Annotated in this window: 23 protein-coding genes; 13 read left to right on the forward strand and 10 right to left on the reverse strand. The window is 44.6% G+C overall.

The annotated features are described in order from the left end of the window. Positions 1-20 precede the first annotated feature (20 nt). The 4 genes from hemF to J6I44_RS09355 all read left to right on the forward strand — a co-directional run bounded on the left by hemF (position 21) and on the right by J6I44_RS09355 (position 4,152). On the forward strand, positions 21-1,376 hold the full coding sequence (gene hemF / locus J6I44_RS09340; RefSeq protein WP_265765816.1) for an oxygen-dependent coproporphyrinogen oxidase: 1,356 nt from the start codon (positions 21-23) through the stop codon (positions 1,374-1,376). A gap of 51 nt (positions 1,377-1,427) precedes the next feature. Then, on the forward strand, positions 1,428-2,420 hold the full coding sequence (gene hemB / locus J6I44_RS09345) for a porphobilinogen synthase (RefSeq protein ID WP_265765817.1): 993 nt from the start codon (positions 1,428-1,430) through the stop codon (positions 2,418-2,420). Positions 2,421-2,532: 112 nt separating this feature from the next. Further along, the gene (gene hemL, locus J6I44_RS09350; RefSeq protein WP_350356690.1) at positions 2,533-3,831 is read left to right on the forward strand and encodes a glutamate-1-semialdehyde 2,1-aminomutase; all 1,299 of its coding nucleotides are present in this window, start codon (positions 2,533-2,535) and stop codon (positions 3,829-3,831) included. Then, complete coding sequence (locus J6I44_RS09355; protein ID WP_265765819.1) at positions 3,832-4,152, forward strand: DUF6787 family protein; 321 nt, start codon at positions 3,832-3,834, stop codon at positions 4,150-4,152. Here the strand turns inward: J6I44_RS09355 and J6I44_RS09360 are convergent. From J6I44_RS09360 to J6I44_RS09380, 5 genes are all read right to left on the reverse strand, one after another. Beyond that, positions 4,149-4,514, reverse strand: coding sequence for an MmcQ/YjbR family DNA-binding protein (locus J6I44_RS09360; RefSeq protein ID WP_265765820.1), 366 nt, complete (start codon positions 4,512-4,514; stop codon positions 4,149-4,151). The two genes, J6I44_RS09355 and J6I44_RS09360, sit on opposite strands and share 4 nt — an antisense overlap. Before the next feature lie 61 nt (positions 4,515-4,575). After that, positions 4,576-5,097, reverse strand: coding sequence for a hypothetical protein (locus J6I44_RS09365; protein WP_265765821.1), 522 nt, complete (start codon positions 5,095-5,097; stop codon positions 4,576-4,578). 178 nt (positions 5,098-5,275) lie between these two features. Continuing rightward, positions 5,276-5,650, reverse strand: coding sequence for a DUF423 domain-containing protein (locus J6I44_RS09370; protein ID WP_265765822.1), 375 nt, complete (start codon positions 5,648-5,650; stop codon positions 5,276-5,278). A gap of 29 nt (positions 5,651-5,679) precedes the next feature. Next, positions 5,680-6,330: a CDGSH iron-sulfur domain-containing protein gene (locus J6I44_RS09375; RefSeq protein ID WP_265765823.1), complete on the reverse strand. Its 651-nt coding sequence runs from the start codon at positions 6,328-6,330 to the stop codon at positions 5,680-5,682. Positions 6,331-6,377: 47 nt separating this feature from the next. Next, a complete protein-coding gene (locus J6I44_RS09380; protein ID WP_265765824.1) occupies positions 6,378-7,193 on the reverse strand; it encodes an SDR family oxidoreductase in 816 nt (271 codons plus the stop codon). Between the two features lie 157 nt (positions 7,194-7,350). On the opposite strand from J6I44_RS09380, the gene J6I44_RS09385 reads away from it, so the two are divergent. Beyond that, positions 7,351-7,806, forward strand: a complete 456-nt coding sequence (locus tag J6I44_RS09385) for a hypothetical protein (RefSeq protein ID WP_265765825.1) — start codon at positions 7,351-7,353, stop codon at positions 7,804-7,806. Between the two features lie 83 nt (positions 7,807-7,889). On the opposite strand, the gene pruA is transcribed toward J6I44_RS09385, so the two are convergent. Together pruA and hemG are read right to left on the reverse strand one after the other, a co-directional pair. Further along, positions 7,890-9,521 carry an L-glutamate gamma-semialdehyde dehydrogenase gene (gene pruA / locus J6I44_RS09390; RefSeq protein ID WP_265765826.1) on the reverse strand — a complete coding sequence of 544 codons (1,632 nt, stop codon included), beginning with the start codon at positions 9,519-9,521 and terminating at the stop codon, positions 7,890-7,892. A gap of 115 nt (positions 9,522-9,636) precedes the next feature. Then, a complete protein-coding gene (gene hemG, locus J6I44_RS09395; protein WP_265765827.1) occupies positions 9,637-10,986 on the reverse strand; it encodes a protoporphyrinogen oxidase in 1,350 nt (449 codons plus the stop codon). A 139-nt stretch (positions 10,987-11,125) separates the two neighbouring features. Here hemG and J6I44_RS09400 point away from each other — a divergent pair, with 139 nt between their 5' ends. From J6I44_RS09400 to J6I44_RS09415, 4 genes are all read left to right on the forward strand, one after another. Continuing rightward, a complete protein-coding gene (locus J6I44_RS09400; protein WP_265765828.1) occupies positions 11,126-12,190 on the forward strand; it encodes an iron ABC transporter substrate-binding protein in 1,065 nt (354 codons plus the stop codon). 199 nt (positions 12,191-12,389) lie between these two features. Further along, complete coding sequence (locus J6I44_RS09405) at positions 12,390-14,831, forward strand: TonB-dependent receptor (RefSeq protein WP_265765829.1); 2,442 nt, start codon at positions 12,390-12,392, stop codon at positions 14,829-14,831. 107 nt (positions 14,832-14,938) lie between these two features. Next, positions 14,939-16,747, forward strand: a complete 1,809-nt coding sequence (locus J6I44_RS09410; RefSeq protein ID WP_265765830.1) for a PepSY-associated TM helix domain-containing protein — start codon at positions 14,939-14,941, stop codon at positions 16,745-16,747. Between the two features lie 163 nt (positions 16,748-16,910). Further along, positions 16,911-18,038, forward strand: a complete 1,128-nt coding sequence (locus J6I44_RS09415) for a glycoside hydrolase family 43 protein (protein WP_265765831.1) — start codon at positions 16,911-16,913, stop codon at positions 18,036-18,038. 70 nt (positions 18,039-18,108) lie between these two features. Here J6I44_RS09415 and J6I44_RS09420 read toward each other — a convergent pair whose 3' ends face one another. Then, positions 18,109-19,629 (reverse strand): hypothetical protein, encoded by a 1,521-nt coding sequence (locus J6I44_RS09420; RefSeq protein WP_265765832.1) that lies wholly within the window; start codon positions 19,627-19,629, stop codon positions 18,109-18,111. A gap of 92 nt (positions 19,630-19,721) precedes the next feature. Between J6I44_RS09420 and J6I44_RS09425 the strand changes: the two genes are divergently transcribed. From J6I44_RS09425 to J6I44_RS09435, 3 genes are all read left to right on the forward strand, one after another. Then, positions 19,722-20,099, forward strand: coding sequence for a carboxymuconolactone decarboxylase family protein (locus J6I44_RS09425; RefSeq protein WP_265765833.1), 378 nt, complete (start codon positions 19,722-19,724; stop codon positions 20,097-20,099). Between the two features lie 72 nt (positions 20,100-20,171). After that, entirely contained in the window at positions 20,172-21,248 is a 1,077-nt protein-coding gene (locus J6I44_RS09430) for a BamA/TamA family outer membrane protein (RefSeq protein ID WP_265765834.1), read from the forward strand. Between the two features lie 38 nt (positions 21,249-21,286). Continuing rightward, on the forward strand, positions 21,287-22,024 hold the full coding sequence (locus J6I44_RS09435; protein ID WP_265765835.1) for a uroporphyrinogen-III synthase: 738 nt from the start codon (positions 21,287-21,289) through the stop codon (positions 22,022-22,024). Between the two features lie 51 nt (positions 22,025-22,075). Here the strand turns inward: J6I44_RS09435 and J6I44_RS09440 are convergent, their stop codons facing one another. Next, positions 22,076-22,675 carry a LysE family translocator gene (locus J6I44_RS09440; protein ID WP_265765836.1) on the reverse strand — a complete coding sequence of 200 codons (600 nt, stop codon included), beginning with the start codon at positions 22,673-22,675 and terminating at the stop codon, positions 22,076-22,078. Next, complete coding sequence (locus J6I44_RS09445; RefSeq protein WP_265765837.1) at positions 22,668-23,321, reverse strand: pyridoxamine 5'-phosphate oxidase family protein; 654 nt, start codon at positions 23,319-23,321, stop codon at positions 22,668-22,670. The genes J6I44_RS09440 and J6I44_RS09445 overlap by 8 nt, the downstream gene beginning before the upstream one ends. 94 nt (positions 23,322-23,415) lie before the next feature. Here J6I44_RS09445 and pdxR point away from each other — a divergent pair, with 94 nt between their 5' ends. Beyond that, a complete protein-coding gene (pdxR, locus tag J6I44_RS09450) occupies positions 23,416-24,882 on the forward strand; it encodes a MocR-like pyridoxine biosynthesis transcription factor PdxR (RefSeq protein ID WP_265765838.1) in 1,467 nt (488 codons plus the stop codon). The last annotated feature ends 5 nt before the right edge of the window (positions 24,883-24,887 follow it).

Consider the following 24,887-nt stretch of genomic DNA (forward strand, 5'->3'; position numbering starts at 1 on the left):
TGACCCAAAGCAAATGAGATATGTCAGTTGAAAACAATAACTACGGTTACAATAAAAATCTAAAAGAGCTTGCAAGAAAGCTTCGAAAGGACTCTACAAAAGCTGAGGTTCGACTTTGGGCTGAGTTGTTACGAGCTGGTAACATGTTGGGGTACAATTTTTTACGTCAGAGACCAGTGTTGAGCTATATTGCTGACTTTATGTGCAAAGAGCTTCAGCTCATCATTGAGGTTGACGGATATACTCATGAAAAGGAGCGGAAGTGGTACAAAGATTTAGATCGACAAAAAGAGCTCGAAGAAAAGGGGTTTACTGTTCTACGGTTTACGGATGATGAAATAATGAATGACCTCAAAAATGTTGAGAGATCTATAAAAAAATGGATTGAAGATCATCCCCCTGCGCCCCCTTCGAAGGGGGACTCTAAAGAGCCTTCAATCAAAGAACGGTTTGAATCGTACATCCAAAACCTGCAGGACGAAATTTGTGATAAATTGGAGGAATACGAACAGGGCGCCCGGTTTCGTCATGACGACTGGAATCGCGAAGGCGGGGGAGGAGGACACAGCCGCGTCATCGAAAAGGGCAGTGTTTTTGAAAAAGGGGGAGTCAACATTTCTGCTGTGCATGGAGAGCTGCCCGCTGTGATACGCAAGCGGTTCGACGTAGAGCAGGGCTGGTTCTGGGCCGGAGGAATATCGCTCGTCTTGCATCCCCTAAATCCTATGGTGCCAACGGTTCATGCTAACTTCCGCTATTTTGAGCTTTATGATGATGCAAGCATGAACGAAGTGCGGGACTGCTGGTTTGGTGGAGGTGCTGATCTGACGCCGTACTATTTGTGGGATGAAGATGCCGTGCACTTCCACAGCGTGCTTAAAGCAGCATGTGATGAACATGGCTCTGACCTATATCCCAAATTTAAAAAAGAGTGTGACGACTATTTTTACAATGAGCACCGGTCTGAAGGGCGGGGTGTCGGTGGACTGTTTTTTGATTACCTGCGTCCAACGGAAGAGCGGTCAGCAGAAGATTGGTACCGGTTTACGACCGAAGTGGGAAGTGCTTTCCTCGAAAGTTATAGTCCGATTGTTGACCGCCGTAAAGATGAATCTTATACCGAAGAACAGCGCTATTTTCAGGAAATTCGGCGCGGCCGTTATGTAGAGTTTAATTTGATCCACGATCGTGGTACCTTGTTTGGCCTTAAAACAGGAGGACGGACAGAATCTATTTTAATGAGTTTACCGCCTCGCGTTCGGTGGGATTACGATTTTATTCCCGAAGAGGACAGCCGGGAAGCGTACCTTATAGATCGGTTGGAAAATCCCATCGACTGGATCGAATATGGTGAAAAAGAAAATATTTTAAATTAATACTATAAAATTTATGGGCGTATCGCGATACGCCCCAACGGTCAAATAATTATGGCACACGGACAATTTCCATATATTCGCGGGCGACGGCTCCGCACAACTAAGGCATTACGAGCAATGGTAGCCGAGCATAATCTTAAGCCTGCTGATTTTATTGCTCCTGTTTTTGTGATGGAAGGTAAAAATGAGAAGGTAGAGATTCCTTCTATGCCCGATTACTATCGCTATACACTAGACCTGTTGCTTGATGAAGTTGATGAATTACAGCAGGCAGGAATTCAGTCGGTCCTGGTTTTCGCTAAAGTCCCCGATGAAAAGAAAGACAATAAAGGTACAGAGGCCCTTAACCCGGAAGGCTTGATGCAGCGGGCCGTAGGTTCGATTAAAGAACAGTTTCCGGAGATGTTGGTAATGACCGATATTGCCATGGATCCCTATTCCAGCTACGGGCATGACGGTATTGTGGAAGACGGAGAGATCCTGAACGATGCCTCTGTTGAGGTATTGTCAAAGGTGGCGGTAAGCCATGCCGAGGCTGGTGCCGATATGGTGGCGCCTTCGGATATGATGGATGGGCGTATTGGCGCTATGCGCGAAGCTCTGGATGAAGCCGAATTTACTCACACCGGTATTATGGCCTACAGTGCAAAATACGCCTCCAGCTACTATGGTCCATTTCGTGATGCCTTGGATTCGGCTCCGGGTTTTGGTGATAAAAAAACATACCAAATGGATCCGGCGAATGTTCAAGAAGCCATCAAAGAAGCTAAGCTGGATGAGCAAGAGGGGGCCGACATCGTTATGGTAAAGCCAGGCCTGCCATATATGGATGTAATTCGAGCCGTCAAAGAAAACGTATCAGTACCCGTATCGGTGTATAATGTTTCTGGCGAATATGCTATGTTAAAGGCCGCTGCTGAAAAGGGCTGGCTGGATGAAGAAGAAGTAATGCTCGAAACATTGATTGGATTTAAACGAGCCGGCGCGGACCTGATTGCTACCTATTTTGCGAAACAAGCATCGAAATTATTGAATAGAAAGTAAATAAAAGAATAGTCATCTCGACCAGAAGGGAGAGATCTTTTATAAAACGGATCAGCATTGTAAAAGATTTCTCGTTGCCCTCGAAATGACAATGAATGAGTTATTAGAAACCATTATGTTAGAAACCAGTGAAAAACTATTTGAACGAGCACAGCAATTTATCCCCGGCGGTGTTAACTCTCCGGCACGCGCCTTTAATTCCGTCGGCGGATCGCCGGTCTTTTTTAAGAAGGCCAAAGGTTCCATCCTGACCGATGTTGACGGCAAAGAATATATCGATTATGTGGGCTCTTGGGGACCGATGATTTTAGGACATGCCTATGAGCCGGTGATTAAGGCGGTGCAAGAAACGGCAGCACAATCCACTTCGTTCGGCGCACCCACAGAGATTGAGGTAAAGATGGCAGAATTAGTTAAACAGATGGTGCCCGGCGTTGATAAAATCCGCATGGTCAATTCCGGTACGGAAGCTTGCATGAGCGCCATCCGTGTAGCCCGGGGATATACCGGCCGGGATAAAATTATCAAGTTTGAAGGAAACTACCACGGTCACGCCGACTCTTTTCTTATCAATGCAGGCAGCGGTGCACTGACGCTTGGCACGCCGAGCAGTCCCGGGGTGACCAAAGGTACGGCCAAAGATACACTCACCGCAGACTTCAATGATCTGAACTCGGTGAAACAGCTGCTGAATGAATATAAAGATGAGGTAGCGGCTATTATCGTGGAACCTGTGGCTGGTAATATAGGGTGTATTCCTCCACGTGAGGGTTTTCTTAGCGGACTTAGAGAACTTTGTGATGCCCATGATACGGTGCTTATTTTTGATGAAGTGATGACCGGATTTCGCGTATCCAAAGGGGGAGCCCAGGAACGTTATGGGGTTTCAGCAGATCTTGTGACTTATGGCAAAATTATTGGCGCCGGCTTGCCGGTAGGTGCTTTTGGCGGAAAGAAAGAAGTGATGCAGGTTGTTTCTCCGGATGGTCCGGTTTACCAGGCTGGAACCTTATCGGGCAATCCCCTGGCTATGGCTGCCGGCTATGCTTTGCTTTCTGAATTGCAGGAAAACCCGCTCCATTACGATGAGCTGGAAGAAAAGACCACCTACTTATATACGGGCTTGCAAGAGCAGTTTGAGGATCATGGTGCTTCGGTTCATATCAATCGCGTAGGTTCTATGATTAGCGTCTTTTTTACCGAAGAGCAAGTTGTAGACTTCACTACAGCCCGAACCACCGATGAAACGCTATTTAAGCATTTCTATCACAAGATGTTGGAGCAAGGTATCTATCTACCTCCATCACCATTTGAGTCATGGTTTTTAGCAAATTCACTGACAGAAGAACAGCTGGATGATACGATACAGGCTGCAGGCCAGTCGATAAAATCTGCATTAAGCAACGGATAGATGAGCAACTTAATTGAAAAATTGATGAAGCGGTGGGGCGTGCAGACTTATGGCGGCCTGCTGCTTATCTTATTTATTTTTTCCGTGACGGGGATGTCCGCACTGTATGTACGTAAATGGGTATTTGTCTGGCTGGGATTTAATGCAGAGACTCCTCTTTGGATCGAAGCAATTGCATGGGTATTAGTCGTTTTTCCCTCTTATCAACTGCTATTCTTACTGTATGGATTTATTTTGGGGCAGTTCGATTTTGTATGGAATTTCGAAAAGAAGAGTCTCCACCGTATTAAAAGTTTGTTTGTAAGGGGAGAAAGCCTTTAATCTTTGGCCATTTTTTCCAGTTTTTTCTGTTTTTTGCGAGGCAGATCTTCTACCACCAGACTGTAAGAATCTTTAATCCACTCTTCAATAAGCTCATCATCAAGGGCCCCCTTGGGATCAACCGTATTCCAGTGGCGTTTATCCGTATGCTGACCGGGTTGCACTTCTTTATAAAGGTTCCGGAGCATAGAAGCCTTAACTGGGTCGCATCTTAAATTAATGCCGTCAAAACTATCTTCATCGGCGGTTGCGAAAACCTTGTCCATCACTTTAAATGCAACAATATTTTCTTCATCAAAGGGATAACCTTCAGATGTACCGTCGAATGAGAGACAAAATTTTCGAAATTCTTTTAAGTTCATGTATATCTGTGTTTCTAAAAGTTATTGGCTTTGGTTGTTACTGAAACAACATCTTGATAAACTATCGGTTGATGTTGTTATAGTCGGTAATAAATTCGTTAAGTAAGCCTTCCGCCGCTTCAGGTATTAGCTGTAACCGATCGTAAGAGGCAATACCAAGAGTACCACTCTCCCATGTGCTGGCTGTTGTTCGTAAGTCTCGGTTTAGTACAAGTTTAATAGGCTGATAAAAATATAGATTGATAGAAAATGGAACCAGCCCGCGACCGACATCCATAGCATTAATATGCATATGAAGCAGAGGGTATTGATCGGACTGTTTCAGCTCTTCTGTCGATATAAGCGTAATTTCTCCATCTTTTAGCGCTTGTTCTCCCATCTGTTGCAGAGAGGTAATTTTAATTTCGCCCTTCTGTGTCAACGAGACGTTTGCTTCATAATTAACTGAAAAACCCATGGCCTGGATACCCTTGAGTGAGTTTATTTCTCGACTCACTTCATTTTGGGCATTTAAGAATATAGGGCACAGCCATAACAATACTACAAGCAAAAATTGTTTTTCTTTTTGAATTATTCTTCTCATAGTTCGCAAATTCCATTCAACCAAGAAGTATTAACGTCCAAAATGAACGAATCGTGCCTGTAGAATAAAAAAAGCCCTCTTTTACAGCTTAGGAAGTCTTTTTATAATTAATGTTAAGTTATAATAATGAATGGAAACTGCAAGTATGAATTTTGTAGTGACAGGAAGCTCTAAATGGTTACATACTCTTCCAGATAGCAGTTGCGAAGAGAATCCAGGAAGCTATAAAACAGAGCCCGCCAACAGGTGTGACAGCACCGAGCCAGCGAATACCGCTTATGGAAAGCAAATATAAGCTTCCGGAAAAAATGAGGATGCCGGCGACCATCAGCCAACCCGACCATGAAAGTAAGCTTGAGGCCGGAAGGAAACGTGCTGCCACCCCCACAATTAACAAACCGATGGCATGGTAAAAATGATAGGAAACACCCGTTTCAAAGATGGTGAGCATTTCTTCGGATAATGTTTTTTTAAGTCCATGTGCACCAAAAGCACCCAGAGTAACAGCCAATGCCATGGCAATAGACCCAATAAATAGAAATATTTTGTGCATGGGATACTTTTTTTATACCACCAGTTAATTTAGCCTTTAAAGTCGATATCTTTATGTGTGCCGTCACAAAAAGGTTTGGAGGTTGAGCCACCACAGCGACATAAAGCAATATTTTTGGAACTGCGGGCTGGTTGTCCTGCTATTGAATAGACCTGGTAACTGCCCTCCACCAGGGCCGGACCGTTTTTCATCAGTTTAATTACCAGGGCCCCCTTATGCTCTTCACCATCTACAGGCTTCAGTTTTTCTATGTCGAAAGCAGCCGGGGCATCAAAAGAGATGTCTTGATGCGAATTATCACACAGCGGCTTGTTTTGTGATTCGCCACAGCGGCATAAAGCCAAGCGCGTGTCTTTCAGGAGCGTTTCGCCGCTGGCATTTTGTACTTCTATATCCCCACGGAGATAGACAGGACCATCGGGTGAAATAATAACTGCATTTTGCGGTTCTGGCTGTTCATCATGATCTGTATCCTGGAATTTTAAGGCTCCTGTAGGACAGTGGCGGACAACCTCCTGGATTTGAGCTCTCTCTGCGTTTTCAGGCTGTATCCATGGCCTTTTATCAGGATTAAAAACCGAAGGTAAACTTTTGACACACTCAGCAGCGTGGATGCAGCGCTCCTGATCATATTCAACGGTTATATCGGCGGCTTCGTAATGACGTATTTTGGATTTCATAATATATATTTTTTGCGTTGGCTTGCTGGCAGAGGGGCCGGAGCAGATTAAATATCCATCGGATTGGGATACTTGAATTCGTAATTAAGCTTATCTTTTAATTTTTGATTGGATACCAGCTTATAGTCTTCAATATCCTCATCTTTAAAAGTGGGCTTCTCAAGTCCCAGAGCTTCTGCCATAGCCGGATAGAATAATTTTTTAGGCGGATGTCCATCGGTGACTGCATTAAAAACTTCGCCGGTAATATTTTCGTCAATAACCTGCTGTATAATCTGGATACAGTCGTCTCTGTGAATAAAATTGATAGGGGCATTTCCCTTATCCAAATTTTTGCGTCCCGACATGTAGCGACCAGGGTGTCGATCATATCCATAGAGTCCGCCAAATCGAAGAACAGTAGTCTTGAAGCTGGACTCTGACATGAGGATGCTTTCAGCCTCGATAAGCGCATTTCCTGTTGATCGAACGGCCTTACCAGCAACGGTGTCGTTTTCTGTAACAACTCCGGGACGCTCGGGGTAAACCGATGTAGAGCTTACAAAAATGACGAAATCAATAGGGGACTTTTTGACTTTTTCTATTACAGCAGCAATCTGCTTCGGATGGAACTCTTCCACATTGTCTCGCCTTCGGCCGGCCGGGATGTTTAAGATAAGGAGGTCGGCGTCCCAGAAACCGTCATCCGCATCTTCATTAAGGGTTGGTTCCAGATTAATAAAATAGGGATCAATCTGTTTTCCTTTTAAAATTTCCAATTTATCAGGATCTGTGGTGGAGCCTTTAATAATATGGCCTTTATTACGGAGTATTTCTGCCAGTGGCAGGCCCAGCCATCCGCAACCTAAAATGCTAATAATCATAGTCTAAAATCTAATTGTAAAGAGGACTCTATGTTACAAAAAAGCAGCTAAAATTATAAACTTTTAAAGATGGAACATCTATTATGATTTAAAGTTACAGGGAATAACGAATGGAGTATTTGTTGCATTCAATAATTTTAATAAATCAGTTAATGATATGAATCGGATAACATGTGCAGTTGTTATGCTAATGGTGGGAATTGTATTTTCATCTTGTAGTCAAAAATCGCAGGATGAAATGAATAAGATGCAAGAAAGTGCTGAGCAGACAACCGAAAATGCTATGAATTCTGCAGAAGAGGCCTTGAGCTCTATGCAGGAAGAGTTTGTCAGTACAGTGGGTGAGCAACAGCAAGCATTAAATCAGGAAATGGAGGAGGTGCAGCAGGCCATAGATAATCAATCTGAAGAGCTTGAGCCTGGGCTGCAGGAACGCTGGAATGACCTGAAAGACCAAAAAACGCAACTTGAAGAAACCTATCAAAAGGTGAAATCAGGCTCTGTTGAGAATTTCGAAGAAATAAAAACGGACCTTCAGGATCAACTGCAGGATTTCAAAGACAATTTGGCCCAGCTTAAAACAGATCTGGGGATTGAAGAATCGTCTAACTAATTAACTACTGAGCGTAATATTAAAAAAGGCCCGGTCGTAAAAGATCGGGCCTTTTCTTATTACTTAGCTGTAAAGAATGGCTTTTATTCTTCCCCCATGTAAGGATAGGTCCAGTCTTTGGCCGGAACCGTGGTTTCCTTAATTGACCGAACTGAAAGCCAGCGCATAAGGTTGGCAGCACTACCGGCTTTGTCGTTTGTTCCGGATTTTCGTGCCCCGCCAAAAGGTTGCTGGTTAACAATGGCGGCCGTGGGTTTGTCATTAATATAAAAGTTACCCGCTGCCTGACGTAGATAGTCAGCCATCTGCTTTAGTGCATATCGGTCTTGAGAAAAGATCGCACCCGTCAGTGCATAGGGTGAGGTGGTATCACAAAGCTCCAGGGTTTCTTCGAAATCTTCATCCTCATACACATAAACGGTGAGGACGGGACCAAAGATTTCTTCTTCCATGGTTTTGAAATGAGGGTCCTTCGCCAATACCAAGGTAGGCTCAATGAAATACCCCTCAGAGTCGTCATAGTTACCACCAAAAAGGATCTCTCCGTCATCTGATTCTTTGACGTAATCGATATAGGAAGAGATATTGTCAAAAGCATTTTGGTCGATAACAGCGCCCATAAAGTTACTGAAATCTTCTATATCACCGTATTTTACATCTTTGACTTCATCCAGGAATTTTTCTTCAAACTCCGGCCATATAGACTTCGGGATATACATTCGGGAGGCCGCAGAGCATTTTTGTCCCTGGTATTCATAAGCGGCCCGAATAGCTGCTATGACCAAGGCGTCTACATCGGCGGAATGATGGGCAAAAATAAAATCCTTACCACCGGTTTCTCCTACAATGCGGGGATAAGTGTTATAGGTCTCAATGTTTTCCGCAATACTTTTCCACAAGTGTTGGAAGGTTCCGGTAGATCCTGTAAAGTGAAGGCCTGCAAGGTGTTCATTTTGGATTACAGGATCACCCACATCGGCCCCTTCTCCAGGTAAAAAGTTTATAACGCCATCCGGCATACCGGCTTCTTTAAGAATTTTCATGATATAGTAACTGGAATAGACCGAAGACGTTGCTGGTTTCCAGAGGGCAACATTACCACAGAGGGCGGGGGCAAGCGGCAAGTTTCCGGCAATGGCGGTGAAGTTGAAGGGGGTAACGGCAAAAATGAATCCCTCCAGCGGACGGTATTCCATCCTATTCCACATGCCATCTGGGGAGTAAGGTTGATCGCGATAAATTTCTTGCAGGTAGTACGCATTAAAACGCAGGAAGTCAGCGAATTCACCGGCCGCCTCAATATCCGCTTGGTGCGGCGTCTTGGATTGCCCCAGCATGGTAGAGGCATTCATGGTGTTTCGGTAGGGACCAGCGACAAGATCAGCTGCTTTCAAAAAAATAGAAGCCCGTTCTTCCCAGGGGAGATCGGCCCACTTTTGGCGAGCTTCGAGGGAGGCATCAATGGCCATTTGTACTTCTTCTTCTCCACACAAATGAACAGTAGCCAGCTTGTGCTGATGGTTATGAGGCATCACCACATCCTGCTGATGATCTGTCTTAACCTCTTTACCCCCGATGATGGCTGGAATTTCTACTTCCATATTTTTTAATCGGTCGATTTCTGCCCGGAGCTCGTCACGTTCAGGAGTGCCTGGGGCAAATGAGAGATACGGTTCGTTCTCAGGTTCACGGATTTCAAAAAAAGCGTTGGCCATAATGCGTAAATCAGTTTATTGCGATTATCGTAACAAAAATACGTTGAATGTATCAGGCCTGAAGGTACGAATTTTTTGAGGGAATTCGGAGTTTCCCATGCATAAAAACAGGCTATTATTTTAAATAATCGGCAACCTTATTTGCGGTGTCTAAACCTGAGAAGATACAGTCAGGGACTGATACACCGCCTCGAAAATTTCCATTAATAAAGAGGCCGGGGGATTTCTTTTCGAGGTTTTTGATAGCCGATAAATATTGCTCATATCCTACATTATATTGAGGGATGGCTTTGGGCCAAAAGGTATGATGGGTAAAAACAGGATTACCCTCAATGCCCAGAAGCTGATCCAGTTCCGGAAGCAGATATTTTAACAACTCAGCCTTTGATTTTTGAGCCAGATGAGGATACCGGGCTCCCCCGATAAAACAGGTGAGCAAGTGATGGTTCTCCGGGGCCCGATCGCTGAAAAGAGTGGATGAAAATAATACTCCAAGAGTTTGGAAGGGTTCTACTTCCGGTATGAGCATTCCAAAACCATCCAGTGGGTGATGTATTTGTTCTTTTTTAAAACCAAGTGCAACTATGCTTAGGGGAGCATAGGGGATGTCCGAAAGTGGGGTGAAGGATGAATCATCAAAAATAGAAGCAAGCTGGTAGGCCGGTAAGGTTGGGATAATGATGTCATGTTCTGCCTGCATAGGGGTACCTTCCTCGCGACCGTTAAGCTGCCACACAGCGTCTCTTTGGTTAGCTGAAGTTATCTCACAGGAAGTCTTTATATTGGGTAACACACTTGCCAATGACCGGGGAAGGGTTTGGTTCCCATCCTTGAATGACAATAGCTTCCTCTTGATAGTGTCCGGTTGCTTTTTCTTTTTGATGATCCCCTTTAAAAGTGAACCATGTGTTTGCTCCATTTCCCAGAGGGAGGAGAAGGTGTGTCTGATGGAAAGTTTTGCGGGATCTCCGGCATAGACGCCGGAAACAAAAGGATTGATTCCATAATTAAGCGGTTCTTGTCCCAGTCTTCGGGAGATAAAGCGGGCAATGGTTTCATCATCATCTTGGGAGGGAGAGATGAAAGGTTCTTTGAGAAGCCTCACTTTAGCCCCAGTGGTAAGCAGAGAAGTTCGCAATAAGGCAGAAATAGACGATGGGAGTGCCACTGGCTGACTATCTTTAACAATGAACCGACGTTTAGCCTTTGTATTTGCTTCAATAATTTGGTTTTGAAGGTCCAGCTCATCCAATAACTTCCACAGTTGTTCCGATTTAACCATGAGGGTATTGGGACCTTCTTCAACAAGCCAGCCATCTTCCTGGATCGTCTTAATGGCTCCGCCAACCTGGTTAGATTTTTCATAGACCGTAACGGGTATACCTTTTTTATGAAGACCATAAGCTATTGAGAGTCCCGTAATGCCTGCCCCAAGAATGCCGATAGGTGTATTTTTGTTGGTCATTGTATAATTAATTCGATACTTTCGCTTTCTTAATTAGAATGAATCTAATTAATTTGCAGGAGGTGTTACTGCTAAGGTTGAACATTAATAGCCAGTAGATCATACTGACAAAATATAAATGACAAGTGAATATTGTTATATGAATATGAAAATCCATCTTTCAAAGATAGTGGCATTATTGGGAATTGCTATTTTAACCAGCACTTGTTCTCAAAGCAATACTGATCAGCTGATTGTTTATTCGGGAAGAAGCCAGGCATTAGTCGATCAGCTTGTGACTGATTTTAAAGAAGAAACAGGTATTGATGTAGAAGTTCGCTATGGCAATGACGCTGAATTATTGGCAGTTCTTAATGAGGAGGGCGACCAAAGTCCGGCCGATTTATATTGGGCCAATACCACCGGGGCGCTGGCTACTGCTTCAAAACAGGGGCTGCTTGAAACACTGCCCGATTCACTGTTGAATAAACCGGATAGCTTTACGTCAACATCCGGAAAGTGGATTCCTATAACTGTTCGATACCGCGTTTTGGCATATAATCCCCAAACAGTTGATAGTACTGAGCTTCCTTCTTCGGTTATGGATATAAACGCTTTTAAGAAGTTTGAGGGCCGGATCGGTTGGACGCCTACCTATTCCAGCTTTTATGATTTCCTGACTACCATGCGGTTAACGAAGGGGGATGAGGTAGCACGCGCATGGCTCAATAATATGAGTGAACTCGATCCCAAATCATACAGTTCGAATACCCCTATGGTGCAGGCTATTTTAGGCGGTGAAATTGATGTTGCCCTCACTAATCACTATTACGTGATACAGACTAAGTATGGTGGTAAGGAAGGATATTTTGAGGATCATGAACATTACGGAGAAGATGAACCTAATCCGGATGCCAATATTGAAACTTATCATTTTGAAAATGGAGATATCGGTAATTTAGCACTCGTAACGGGGGCTACACAGCTAAAAACGGCTGATGATCCAGAGCTCGTGGCAGAATTTTTGAGTTTTTTGCTTTCTAAACAGGCCCAGGAATATGCGGCCCAATCGGTAAATGAGTATCCCGTCATTGAGGAAGTGGCACTGCCGGAATATATGTTGGAGTCTAAGAAAGCATTGAAGTTAAGTCCTGATTATGATTACGAGCAGCTTCAACAGCTGGAGGGGACGTTAAACCTTCTGCGAGAGGTAGGCATTATTTAGTAAATAGATCATTAATTCTTGTTTTTGGGGGGCTGGTGGCCTGTAGCCGGTATGTTGCCAGGCATTAGTTTGATTCTCAAACAGTCTTATCTACTGAGCCCTTTCATTATTTATACTGATTATAAATAGTCTTACATGGCGTACTGACTTCTATTATTTTTATCCAGTCTAAATAAATAATTATAATCAGTTACATTCCATGCTTCTGTTTAAGAAACTATCTTTTTTAGCGGCTATTCTATTATTCAGTCAATTTGCAAATGCACAAACCGGTTCCATAAAGGGAACAGTTACCGACCAGGAAACAAAGGAGGTGATTCCCGGCGTTAATGTAGGTATCGAGAATACTACACAGGGGGCCGCTACAAATGCGGAAGGGATTTTTGAAATAACAGAAGTAGCTCCGGGTAATTATACACTGGTGATTTCAGCAGTGGGCTATGCCCAAAAAGAACTCATGGTGTCTGTTAATGCTAATCAAACAACCACAGCAGATGTAGCTTTGACCAAGATGTACACCGAGCTGCAGGAGGTGGAAATCATTGGCCGAAGTGAGCAATCATATGAAACAGATGTCAGTTATGCGAGCACGAAGGTTGCTACCCGTCTTAAAGATGTTCCACAGGCTATCAGCTATGTATCCAAAGAGCTTATTGCAGACAAACAGGCCTACCGGGTCAATGATGTGGTCGAAAATATCAGCGGAATTAACCAGTTTTCGTACTACAACGATTTTACTATTCGGGGATTTCGATCCGAGCAAGAACTTATTAATGGAAAGAGGGTGATCAATCTTTTTGGTCCACAGACGCTTCTTGCGAATTTGGAACGGGTAGAAGTCATTAAGGGACCAGCATCCGCTGTATTTGGGAATGCATCGCCCGGTGGAACGATGAATAGGGTAACGAAAAAACCGCTGGCCGATGACCGTAAAGCTATTTCCTTCACCACGGGTAGCTTTAATACGCTGCGTTCTACTCTGGATTTTACGGGTCCGCTCAATGAAGATAAGACGCTACTCTACCGTCTGAATGTGGCTTATGAGAACTCCGATTCTTTTCGGGACCTTCAGCAGTTCAACTCCCTGATGATTGCCCCTTCGATATCCTTTTTACCAACGGATAAAACGCGCCTGAACTTTGACTTGGTTGTCACTAAGTACGATGGACGATTAGATCGAGGTCAACCAATTTTTGGTGCTTCGGCAGGAACGGATCTGAATTCTACCCCCATCTCTTTTGCCATCGGGGCCGCTAATGATTACCACGAAACCGATGTGGTGTATGGGACGCTGGCCCTCAATCATGAGTTTACCGACAATCTTTCTTTCAATGCCTCCTACATGCGCTATGGGTTTCAGGAAGATTTGTTAGAGCATCGAACTTCCAACAGTTTTGCTGTTGATAGTTTAGGCAACGAAATCCCGAGCTTGATGGGCATACGTATTGGCACCCGTGAACGGGAGCGTATTAATGATAATGTGAGCACTTATTTTGTGTGGGAAACCAACACCGGGGATGTAGAACACAAGATTGTTGCCGGGTATGATTTCATTCAGTCTATCCAGCCCGAAGGTTCGGCCGCTGCAGGTTCCAGCAGTGGTGCCATTTATCGCACCCGTGACGGTGGACTGGCCCAGTATGATCCTGAAAATCCACAAAATTATTACTTTGGTGACAATGGAAATCCGGTTCCCAATGTCCCGCACTTTAACTTGGAAAATCCTGAGTATAACCTGGGTTTTCTGAGTGATTACATCCTGCAAAAGAGAATTTATGCGCCCGAGCGTTACTACACCCAGGGCATTTACCTGCAGGATCAAATAAAGTGGAACCGTTTGCAACTCTTGCTGGGTGTGCGCCAATCATTTTATACGGATGTAATAAATTACCAGCAGGCGGATGAAAGTACCGAACTGCAGCAGAAGTTTTTGCCTCGCCTTGGCGTGGTTTACGGCATTACGGACCAGATCAACCTCTATGGCACCTATACGGAGAGTTTCCAGCCTCAGAATCCCACAGATCTACAGCCTGAAAATGGAGGCCCTTTTGATCCCCTTGAAGGCCAGATGATTGAGTTCGGTGCAAAAGGAAAATTTTTCCAGGATCGGTTATCCGTCAATATTGCAGCTTATAATATCAACAATAAGAATAAACTGGTTCCTGTTCTGGGTACAGATTCGCTGGAGCAGCGAGGAGCAGAAGAATCGAAGGGCATTGAATTAGACATTAACGGACAGGTGAACCGAAATCTGAGCCTGACGGCCAATTATGCCTATAACGAAGCTAAAATTACCAAAAGTGATGACGAATCCCTGATCGGGACGATCAAGGAAAATGCACCGCGCCACTCTGGTGGATTTTTTGCAAATTATGCGTTTTACAATAACGCCCTTAATGGTCTCAATATAAATGTGGGTGGTAATTTTGTGACGGAGCGCAATACCTTTGAACAGACGCTCCAGCTGCCGGGATATATGGTTTGGGATGCCGGTCTTTCTTATAAAATGAATAAGGTAAAGGTTTCGTTTACGCTTGATAATGTATTCGATAAAACGCACTGGGTCGGAGGCTATAGCTATGTGCGTCTTTATCCGGGTACACCCAGAAATTATTTGATGAGCGTAGCTTACACTTTCTAAATAGATCGCTAAAATCCGTCGGACGACTGGCATTGTCGTCTGACGGATTAATAACATTATAGATGCTTGACAAGCATGAAAAATAAATATCCATATTTTTCAAATAAATGAAATGGATCTCCAATAAAACACTCTTTAGCATCCATGGCTGGCTTGGACTCAATTTAGGCCTGCTGCTTTTTGTCATATGCTTTTCGGGTACCTTCGCGACCCTCTCCAGTGAGGTAGACTGGCTTTTAAACCCCGATATCCGGGTTGAGGAACAAGATGCCCCCGTGCAGTGGCAGGGGATATATAAATCCTTAAAGCAGGAATTTCCAGACGGTCGAATTCTGGGTATTTATAAAAATTCCTACGCCGGGCACGGAGATCACTTTGCCTCGTTAGCATACGTCAGGCTACCCAGTGATCAAACACGCAAGGTTTATCTGAATCCCTATTCGGGTGAAATCCAGGCAAATACCAGCTTTTTTAACGTTCAGCGGTTTTTCCGTTCTTACCACCGGCGTTTTTTTGATGGAACACGGGGCATCCTTGTTGTGACATTATCCTCCTTTTTTCTGCTCTTTTCGGCCCTTACAGGCTTTCTATTTTACAAAGGATGGCTGAAAAATATTTTTAAGTTGAGGATAACGAGAGGGGTCAAAACGCTCTTTTCAGATGCCCATAAGCTGACTGGCATCTGGGCTTTGGTCTTTACCGTGCTCATTGCCTTAACCGGTATTTTCTATTTTGCAGAAGAAATAATCCAGGAGACCGATAATGGTCAATTGTTGCTGCCTGAAGAACCTCCGAAAATTGAGAAAGCCGAAAGGGTAGCGTTTGGTGAAAACCCAACTTTCCTGCAGCTGGATGAATATGTGGACAAAGCGAAACAAGCCTTTCCTTCATTGCGTGTAGCGGGTATTCGGCTGCCTCATAATCCAGACGACTATGTTTATGTTGATGGGCAGGCGGGTAATCCAATCTCCCGGGACCGTGCGAATAAGGTTTATCTGCATCCATTTACCGGGGAAGTGGTTCATATCCAGCGTTCTTCGGAGCTTGATACAGCTGAATTTATCACCGATATCGCCGATCCGTTGCATTTTGGATACTTTTGGGGATTATCAACGAAAATAATTTGGTTCATTTTTGGTTTAGCTCTTTCTTTTGCGATCCTTTCCGGAACCTATCTTTGGTATATCAGGGGAGCACAGAAAATGGAGCGGAAGCTTAAGCGGATGGCATCCAGAGAGCAAGTGGCACGTACAAAGGTTGTGACTGCAGGATTTATGAGTCAATATTTGACGCTTTCCAGAGGGGCCATTATTTCTACGGCAATCATCCTGCTCTATCTGCTTACCACTGCTATAGGTGTTATTCGAGAGGGCATTCCTGCTTATGGATCACTGCCGGAAGAACGGCTTGTTAAGATCGAGACGTTGAATTTGGATCCCTGGAGCGTTGACCTCATATGTGAGTATCCTTGCACAATGGAAAAAGGCACTAAGCTGGTTGCTTCTTTTAACAGTCCCGGGTTACCAAATTATGAATCGCTAAGCTTAACGGCTATATCATCAGCTACGGAAAATTTGTCTTTGCCTTTTTCTGGTTCAGCAAAGCAGCCATCACTTGTATTAGATAATAAAATTGAGCAGATAGGTCCGGAAATGTTAGCTATCAGTATAAAGAATCTGAAGGGAAGCTTAGTTCGTGACTCACTGGCGATGCCTGCATTCAAAAAGGCCCAAACGAAGGTACAAGCTCAATTTAGTAACTTTCCCAAGCGCATAGCTCCAGAAGTTCCATCCGGCATTTATGCCTATATCTTAAGCTGGGCTCTGTTAACCGTTTTAGTGATTGTGGCCTGGACTTACTTTTTGGTTAAGACCACCAATAAGCAGCAAAAGCTTTTGAAAGCTGGGCTTGGTTAGATTGTCCTGCTGCTCAGCACGACAGAAATATTTTCTTTGCTTATTACCGAAGCAGGACAATTAAACTTTTTGGAATTTTACTAAAAGAAAAATACTATTAATCACAATTTACGGATGGATCAAAGAGATAAATATCAAGAATAATTCTAAGGGGATAACTTTTATGCCACAATTTACTTTTGCTAAACTTTCGGTAACACTCTTATTTCTGCTTGTTTTTACAGGTGCTTGCCAGCAAAGCTCGGAGGAATCACAAACAGAAAATGAAACTGCCGCTGATTCTACCACCACGCTGACATCGACCATGAGCGATACGCTTGACGCCATTTCGGAGCCTTTGGTCAACCATATGTATACGGCCGATCCGTCAGCGCACGTCTTTGATAGCACGCTTTACATTTACCCATCGCATGATGTAAAATCCGGAATCCCACAGGATGATATGGGCAGCCATTTTGATATGCGTGATTACCATGTCTTTTCGTTGGACAGCGCAGGAGGTGAGGTTACCGATCATGGAGAAGCGCTGCATGTGGATGATGTGCCCTGGGCCAGTCGCCAGATGTGGGCGCCCGATGCCGCTAAGAAAGGCGATCAGTACTATTTCTATTTTCCGGCTAAAGATAGCAGCGATATATTTCGTATTGGAGTAGCTACCGCAGATTCTCCCACGGGGCCCTTTAAGCCAGAAGAGCAGCCTATTGAGGGTAGCTATAGTATCGATCCCGGGGTGTTTGAAGATTCAGATGGCGAATATTATATGTATTTTGGCGGTATCTGGGGCGGCCAGCTGCAGCGTTGGGATACAGGCGAATATGTGGAGGAAGATACCTATCCAGCGGATGATGAGCCTGCTCTGACCCCTAAAGTTGCTAAATTGAGCGACGATATGCTCAGCTTTGCCGAAGAGCCCAAGAATATTCAAATTCTGGATCAAGAGGGCAACCCGATTACAGCCGGTGATAACGAACGGCGCTTTTTTGAGGCGGCCTGGGTCCATAAATACGATGGGAAGTATTATTTTTCGTATTCAACCGGCGATACCCACTATATTGCTTATGCCATCGGCGACAGTCCGTATGGGCCGTTTACATATCAGGGAATTATTCTAGAACCAGTTATCGGGTGGACCAGTCATCATTCCATTGCCAAATTTAATGGACAATGGTACTTGTTTTATCACGATACGGAACTTTCTGGGGGACAAACTCCACTGCGTAATATTAAGATGACGGAGCTTACTCATAAGGCGGATGGCACCATAGAAACGATCAGCCCATATCGAGATTAAATGAGCTGAGGTTCAACAAAGATAAGGAGGTGTCCTTCTTGGAGCTTTTATAAGGCTGCCTCCTGATAAATTAACTCTTGGAAGAGGTGATCCTGTTGCTTCGGCTGGAAAGAAGCTCCATAAGCTGGTTGAGAATGCTATTGCCAAGAATTGAAAGGCGTTTGCTGCCATCCATGGAAAGGACTTTAAGCAGCTGTCGGAGTGAGTTCAGCATATACGGAGGATTGGTAACTAACGTATCGTTGGCGATGATGTGATCCCAATCCAGCTTTTTTTGAAACTGTACGCCATGCTCTTCCATGGTTTCGTAATAAAGGTGGGCCATCAACCCATAACCAATGGTCGTGGGATGAATGCCATCCAAACTGAAGATGCCTCCTTTATAAACCTTGCCGGTATCGCGATGGACTCTCAAGTATTCGGTCGAAAGGACGGGGTCTTTGGGGTTTTCCAGCAGATGTTCGGTTGCAGGGTTCCGCTGAATAGCGTCAGCAAATGCCCGGGGATAAGGGATATGTAGCTTCCCTACCCGACGCCGTCGGGCAATGCCGCTCACATAGGTGTTAATAGGTACAACGCCCCATCCATATTGGGCGGCAACGTTGCGGATGCTCCTGTTATATTCATCCACCGTTTTATCCAGCTGAATGGCTTCTTCTTTGGTAAGGTGGGGATGTTTTCCGGGATCAAAGTCGCTATCCCAAATCCAAAACCGGGTATAATAGTCGAAATATCCCTGTACGGGATCTGATCGGTCTTCATTAACACCGCGAGATACGGGAGGAATGGTCACATAAGGAATGGTAGGCACGAAAACACGTTCTGCTCCAATATCGTTAACTTTGCTGGCAAGCTTACGGTATTCCTGCTCAAAGTGTTCCGGACGATAAACGGTGTAATCCCGGTCTGAAGGAAGGGCTCCCAGATCATCCGGTTCAGAATATTTAAACCGTAAATCAGTTACAGCACCGATAATATTGTTATGGCCCATGGTGACAATGAGGTTCTCGATCCCCCCGTCTTCCTGGAGGGTCATTACATTGTCGAATAAGGTGGAATCCAGATGCTGTTTCTGTTGAGCAGGATTTAAAACAATGCTGGCGGTGGTATACATGGCGTGGTCCGGCAGTACGTCGAAGATGGAGTAAGACTCCGGATAATTTTCAATCAAATACCGGCTTTTAGCATCAGTGAGAAGCCAGGCGTCGTTGGCGGCAAACCCCCAGACCGATTGGTTATGAAAGGGTCTCTTTTGACTTTCTATCGCAAGGCTTTTGTACTTGCCTTCCCAATACTTTTTGATACGTCTTAATGTTTTATAAAGATGGGTGGCAGCAGGAATATACTCGGTCCACTCCAGGCTGTCGCCATATTGATCAGAGAGGCCCCGGGTAAGGACTTCCAGGTTTAGCGGAATACCACCTTGAGCGGTAAATACCGGTTGATTAAATTCAGGCTCGGGTTCAAAGCACTGTGCAAGGAAAGCCGGAAAGTTGAGGTCTGTTCGGTAAATACCTCCGTTTTGAAAACCTTGTCCAATGCTGTCTCCAAGGACGACTAATTTATGTTTGGGGGAAACGTGCTCTTTCACAAATTCAAATAGCTATCCGTTAATCGGATTATAGTTAGAGTTCCTGTGAATATGTGCTATCTTTGGGACCACATCAAATTGAATGTATCAAAATGATGAGTACAAACGAAAAAAATCGGTTAGACGAATTTCGCCAAGCGCGTGCTGAAGGAAATGATAAAGTTCTTGACGCCGATCATCTTGGTATTAAGCGGTTTTTTAACCTCGATACAAACACCTATAAAGATGGGGCTCTGACTGGGAAAACCAAAGAATTACTGGGACTTGTAGCCTCAGCGGTAATGCGATGTAATGATTGCATAGATTATCATCTGGAACAATGTGCGGAGGCAGGTTATAAGAAGGACGAAATTGTGGATGCCCTCAACGTTGCGTTGGTCGTGGGGGGGAGCATTGTAATCCCCCATATGCGGCATGCTATGGAAACGCTTGAGCTGTTGCAGCAGGAAGGGACCCTCGAGACAAAATAAATTACCTTGCATAAACAACTATTTTTTTCGGCTGCATTTATATTCTTCTGTTTCTCTTCTGCATATGGGCAGATGTTGACCAAAGAGGTAGCGGTCGATTCAATAGAAAATACCATTGTTCCGGCCGTCAGCTATGGGTCCGATGAAGGGTTGATCGGCGGTATTTTGTACGACAGGAAAAATTATAAGGGGCAGATAAATCCATATAAAAATCGATTGAGAGGTAAAGCCTTGGTTTCTACCCAGGGTTTTATAGAAGTGGAAGCCCAATACGAGCAAACCCAAACGTGGAATGGTTCCATACGATCGATCATAGACCTCTATTTTCATCGATTTACGGCCGATAATTATTTTGGGATTGGAAATGCCACACCCTTTTCTGATGAGGGATGGAAGAATGGTTATTATGATTTTCAATCGCTTGGGTGGGAGCTGAGTTATGATGGCTACTATCCAATTTACCAGCGAGGAAACCGACAGCTGGATCTACAATTTGGAGCGGGTATAGAGTTTGAAAATCCTCAAGCTAAAAATGACTCTACCTCTTTTGTTATCTATCCTCCGAATGGTCAAAAAGGGGGCTGGACCAATTATCTGTCAGCAGGACTCATTTTTGAAAATCGTGACCGGCCATTTGACTCCCGACATGGAAACCGAACAGAAATAAGATTTAGCTATGCCCCCTCATTAATCAGTGACTATGGGTTAGTCACTGCACAGGGACAGTTTCGGCAGTATTTTCAGCCTTTTAGCTTTTTGACGATTGCCAATATGTTGAATATCCGCTATGTGGGAGGCGATGTACCGTACTGGAAAATGTCTACCCTGGGAGATGATAACACTTTGCGGGGCTATCCGCTTAATCGGTTTCAGGGGAATGCTTCGGTGGCGTATACCTTAGAGCTGCGAAGCTGGCTGTTGACGTTTCCACAGTTCTATAATTTACGGTTAGGCGGTCATTTATTTACTGATATGGGCCGTGTTTTTACGGATGAGGATAACTTCAGCGATACCTTTCGTAACTATCATCAGACTTTTGGCATAGGTGGAACGCTATCGGTATTGCAATCTGACTTTATATTAAGAGGTGAGCTTGGGTTTTCGGAAGATACCTCCCGTATTTATATTGGGTTAGGCTATCTTTTTTAAGCATTTAATTTTTAAGAATAGTAGGAGCAAAAGTTTTTATGAGTCTGTCAGTATTATTAACGGCTGCTGTTGAAGATACGGAGTGGTTCCGTGCTGAATTACAGCAGCAAGACGTTTCTTTGTTACACTGTCCGTTGGAACAATATGAAGCCCTTGTAAAGGGGAGTACTATTTCGGATACACTTAATAATCTGGATCAGTTTGAGAATATTGTTCATGGCAGTAAACGGAATGCGCGCTTTTTCATAGAAAAAGTGAAAGAGCTCGACCAACTTGAGGTGGCCCGGGAGCAGCTTAATTTAGCCCTCAATCAACAGGCCGCAGATTACCTCGAGCAGCAGGGCATACCGGCTATACACCCTCAAGCCGAAGGGAAAGCGATAAATCTCATGGAGTTTATGCTGCGGGTACGCCGATTGGGCGAGACCTTATACCCATGTGGAGATAAGACCAGCGAAGATTTACCGGGCTTCTTACAAGAACTTGACATTCCGGTACAAGAGTTGGTGCTCTTCACGCTGGAAGGCCCTGAAGAAAAAGATCTTCAGAACTATCAAAAACAGCTTGGAGAAAACGGGCCGGAGGTGATTATTTTTCATTCTCGTCGATCTGTCAACCGAATACTGGCTGCTTTTTCCAATCTGAATTATGAGCAGGCGCATATTATAGCTGGTGATCAGGCTGTTTCAGATAAGCTTAAACAGCAAGAAATAGAGGTGGATGCCCAGGCCAAAGGAAGCTGGGGGTCTATTTTGGAGGAGCTTATTTCATTGTAGCTCAACAAGGAAATCATTATAAGTTGTTTAAAGATATTACTGATGGTTTCATTACAGCACTAACCACACTGCTACGATCAGCAGCATGAGGCCAAAGGCTATATTCTGGATTCTGATAGCTCGTTTGGAAACGATGAAGTGGGATAATAGCTGTCCACCGGCAACCCAGAGGGCGTTACTCCCAAGTCCTGTAACCAAAAGCAGAGATGTCATCAGCCATATCTCCAGGTAAGTACTTTGATTTCCAAGCATCACGGAGTACATCAGGATGAGCATAGTAAGCAGTTTGCCATTTAGAGCAGACAGGATGAACCCTGATCGGAAGCCCAGTTGAGGCGGGGTTGCTCTGTCTGCTGATTCTTGTTTTTGTGGGCGCAAGAATTTTACTGCCAGATAGAAAACATAACCTGCTCCTGCATATTGAAGTCCATCTACGATGAAAGGGTAAGCGGAAATTACCGTGTTAGCACCCAAACCAATAAGCATGGAGTAAACCGTTGCAGGCAGCGATAACCCTGCGAGAAACAGCAGTGATTTTTGGAACCCCTGGGTAGCGCCTAAGGAGGCCGACATGATATTCGCTGGTCCGGCACTTAGCGTCATGGGCAGCATGAGTAAAAACCATTTTGCGTAGTTAAATTCGTCAATCATTATCCAATAATTCTTTTATATGGGAGGGAAGAGGACGGGAATCAGTATCGGGAGCATGTTCTTCCGGAGGTCCAAATTGTTGTTGAAGAGGGATAACGCCTGCCCAAACAGGCAAAGATTGGTCAGCACGGTTATCATTAGGCGGTCCTGAGCGCTGCTTGGCCGAGGCCTCCTTGATATCAAATCCCAAGATTTTTGTGGCATTGAGTTCATGGCCGGTAGGTTTCCTGATTTCTTCCCATCGACCGGGGATTAGTTTTTCAGTGAAGGCTTTGAGCACTTTTCGTTTTTTCTCTTGCTCTTCTACAACAAAGGTGTTTGCAAATAGAATGACAGATCGGTAATTGAATGAATGCGATAAGCCCGACTTTGCGAGCACCAGTCCATCCATAATGGATGCTGAAATACAGACCTCTTTTTCAGGGATAAGCTGTGTTAAAAAGTGGCTTTTGGCAGAACCATGAACAAACAGCTGATGGCCCAGACGAACATGGCCCGTTGGGATGGCGAATGGTTTATTTTCTTGACAAAAACTTATCACACAGTACATTGAGTGGTCAAGGATACGGTGGATCGTTTCAGAATCATAGCTTCCCCGATGAGCATCACGGGATATTTTTGTTTTATCAGTTTTAGGGTATCGCATCTGGATATTTTATTTATTTAAATAAGTTGCTGGATAATAGGTATTTTCCGGTCTGCCTAAATAGTCCGTTTTATATTAATTAGATAGTCCGGTTATGGTACCTGTAAAATCAATCATCCAGATAGATAGAGATTCTCAGCAAGCTGTTTTTCTACAAATAGCGAATGCCCTGATCAGGGAAATAAAACGCGGGCGCATCCGCCCCGGAACACGGTTGCCCGGGACTCGGAACCTTGCCGATTCGCTAGAGATCCATCGAAATACGGCGGTATCGGCGTATGATGAACTTGCCGCCCAGGGTTGGACCGAAACACGGGCCTCGAAAGGAACGTTTGTAAAGACTTGTCTGCCCGATTTGTCCCCCCATCCACTGAAAACAGACCAGATGGATAAACCGGAGATGGTCCCGGAATCAGGGTATGAGATCAGCGAGTTACCTTTTGAGCCGCGCAGCAGTCCAGATATTCCAGCAGGATTTCTTGCACTTAATGATGGCTCTCCCGATGTGCGGTTGACGCCCGTCAGTGCACTGGCCAAAGCATACCGCCGGGTGATGCATCGAGGCCTTAAGCTTTCTTATGGTGATGAAGCGGGAGATATCCACACGCGAAAGGTATTTGCTGACTACCTGAACGAAACGCGCGGCCTTCAGGCAAAACCGGAAAATCTGCTCATCACCCGGGGCAGTCAAATGGCACTTTATCTTGCTATTATGGCCGTTGTGGATGCTGGTGAGCACGTAGTGATGGCGGAGCAGAGTTATCACAGCGTGGAACATGTATTTAACTGGGCGGGGGCTGTTATCCATCGGGTGCCCATTGATGATAAGGGAATTGATGTGAATGCGCTCGAGAAACTTTGCCAGAGGACCCAGATCAAAGCGATTTATGTGGTTCCGCATCACCAGTATCCAACGACTGTAAGTCTTGTTCCACAGCGACGGATGAAGCTGTTGGATATGGCTAAAAAGTACGGTTTTGCTATTATTGAGGACGATCATGATTTCGATTTCCACTATAAAAGCAGTCCCATCTTGCCTTTGGCCAGCTCCGATTACCGGGGACAAGTCATTTATACCGGCTCTTTTAGCAAAACAATCGCTCCTTCATTTCGGATTGGATTTATGACTGCACCGAATAACATTATCCAAAAGGCCCGTAAAATTCGCCGGATCGTTGACCGGCAAGGCGATCAAATCCTGGAAAAAGCCCTCGCTGAACTTATTCAAGAGGGGGAAGTAAGACGACATCTGAGAAAAACACTTAACATATACAATAAGCGCAGAAATATTTTTTGCCGTCTCTTGCGTGAAAAGCTAAGCGATTACCTGCATTTTAATATTCCAGATGGGGGAATGGCGCTGTGGTTACAGTTTGATACGCCACTGAATCCCGACCGCTTTTGCGGAGAGCTGGAGGATGAAGGAATCTTTTTATCGCCCGATAACTTGTATGAAATGACGAACGGGAAATATGCTGTGCGTATCGGTTTTGCCTCGCTCAATGAAGAAGAGATCGAGCAGACTGTGGAGGCGTTTGCAGAAGTCTTGAAGACAATGTGACTTGG

This window comes from Fodinibius salsisoli (genome assembly GCF_026229185.1).
Taxonomy (GTDB): Bacteria; Bacteroidota; Rhodothermia; order Balneolales; family Balneolaceae; genus Fodinibius; species Fodinibius salsisoli.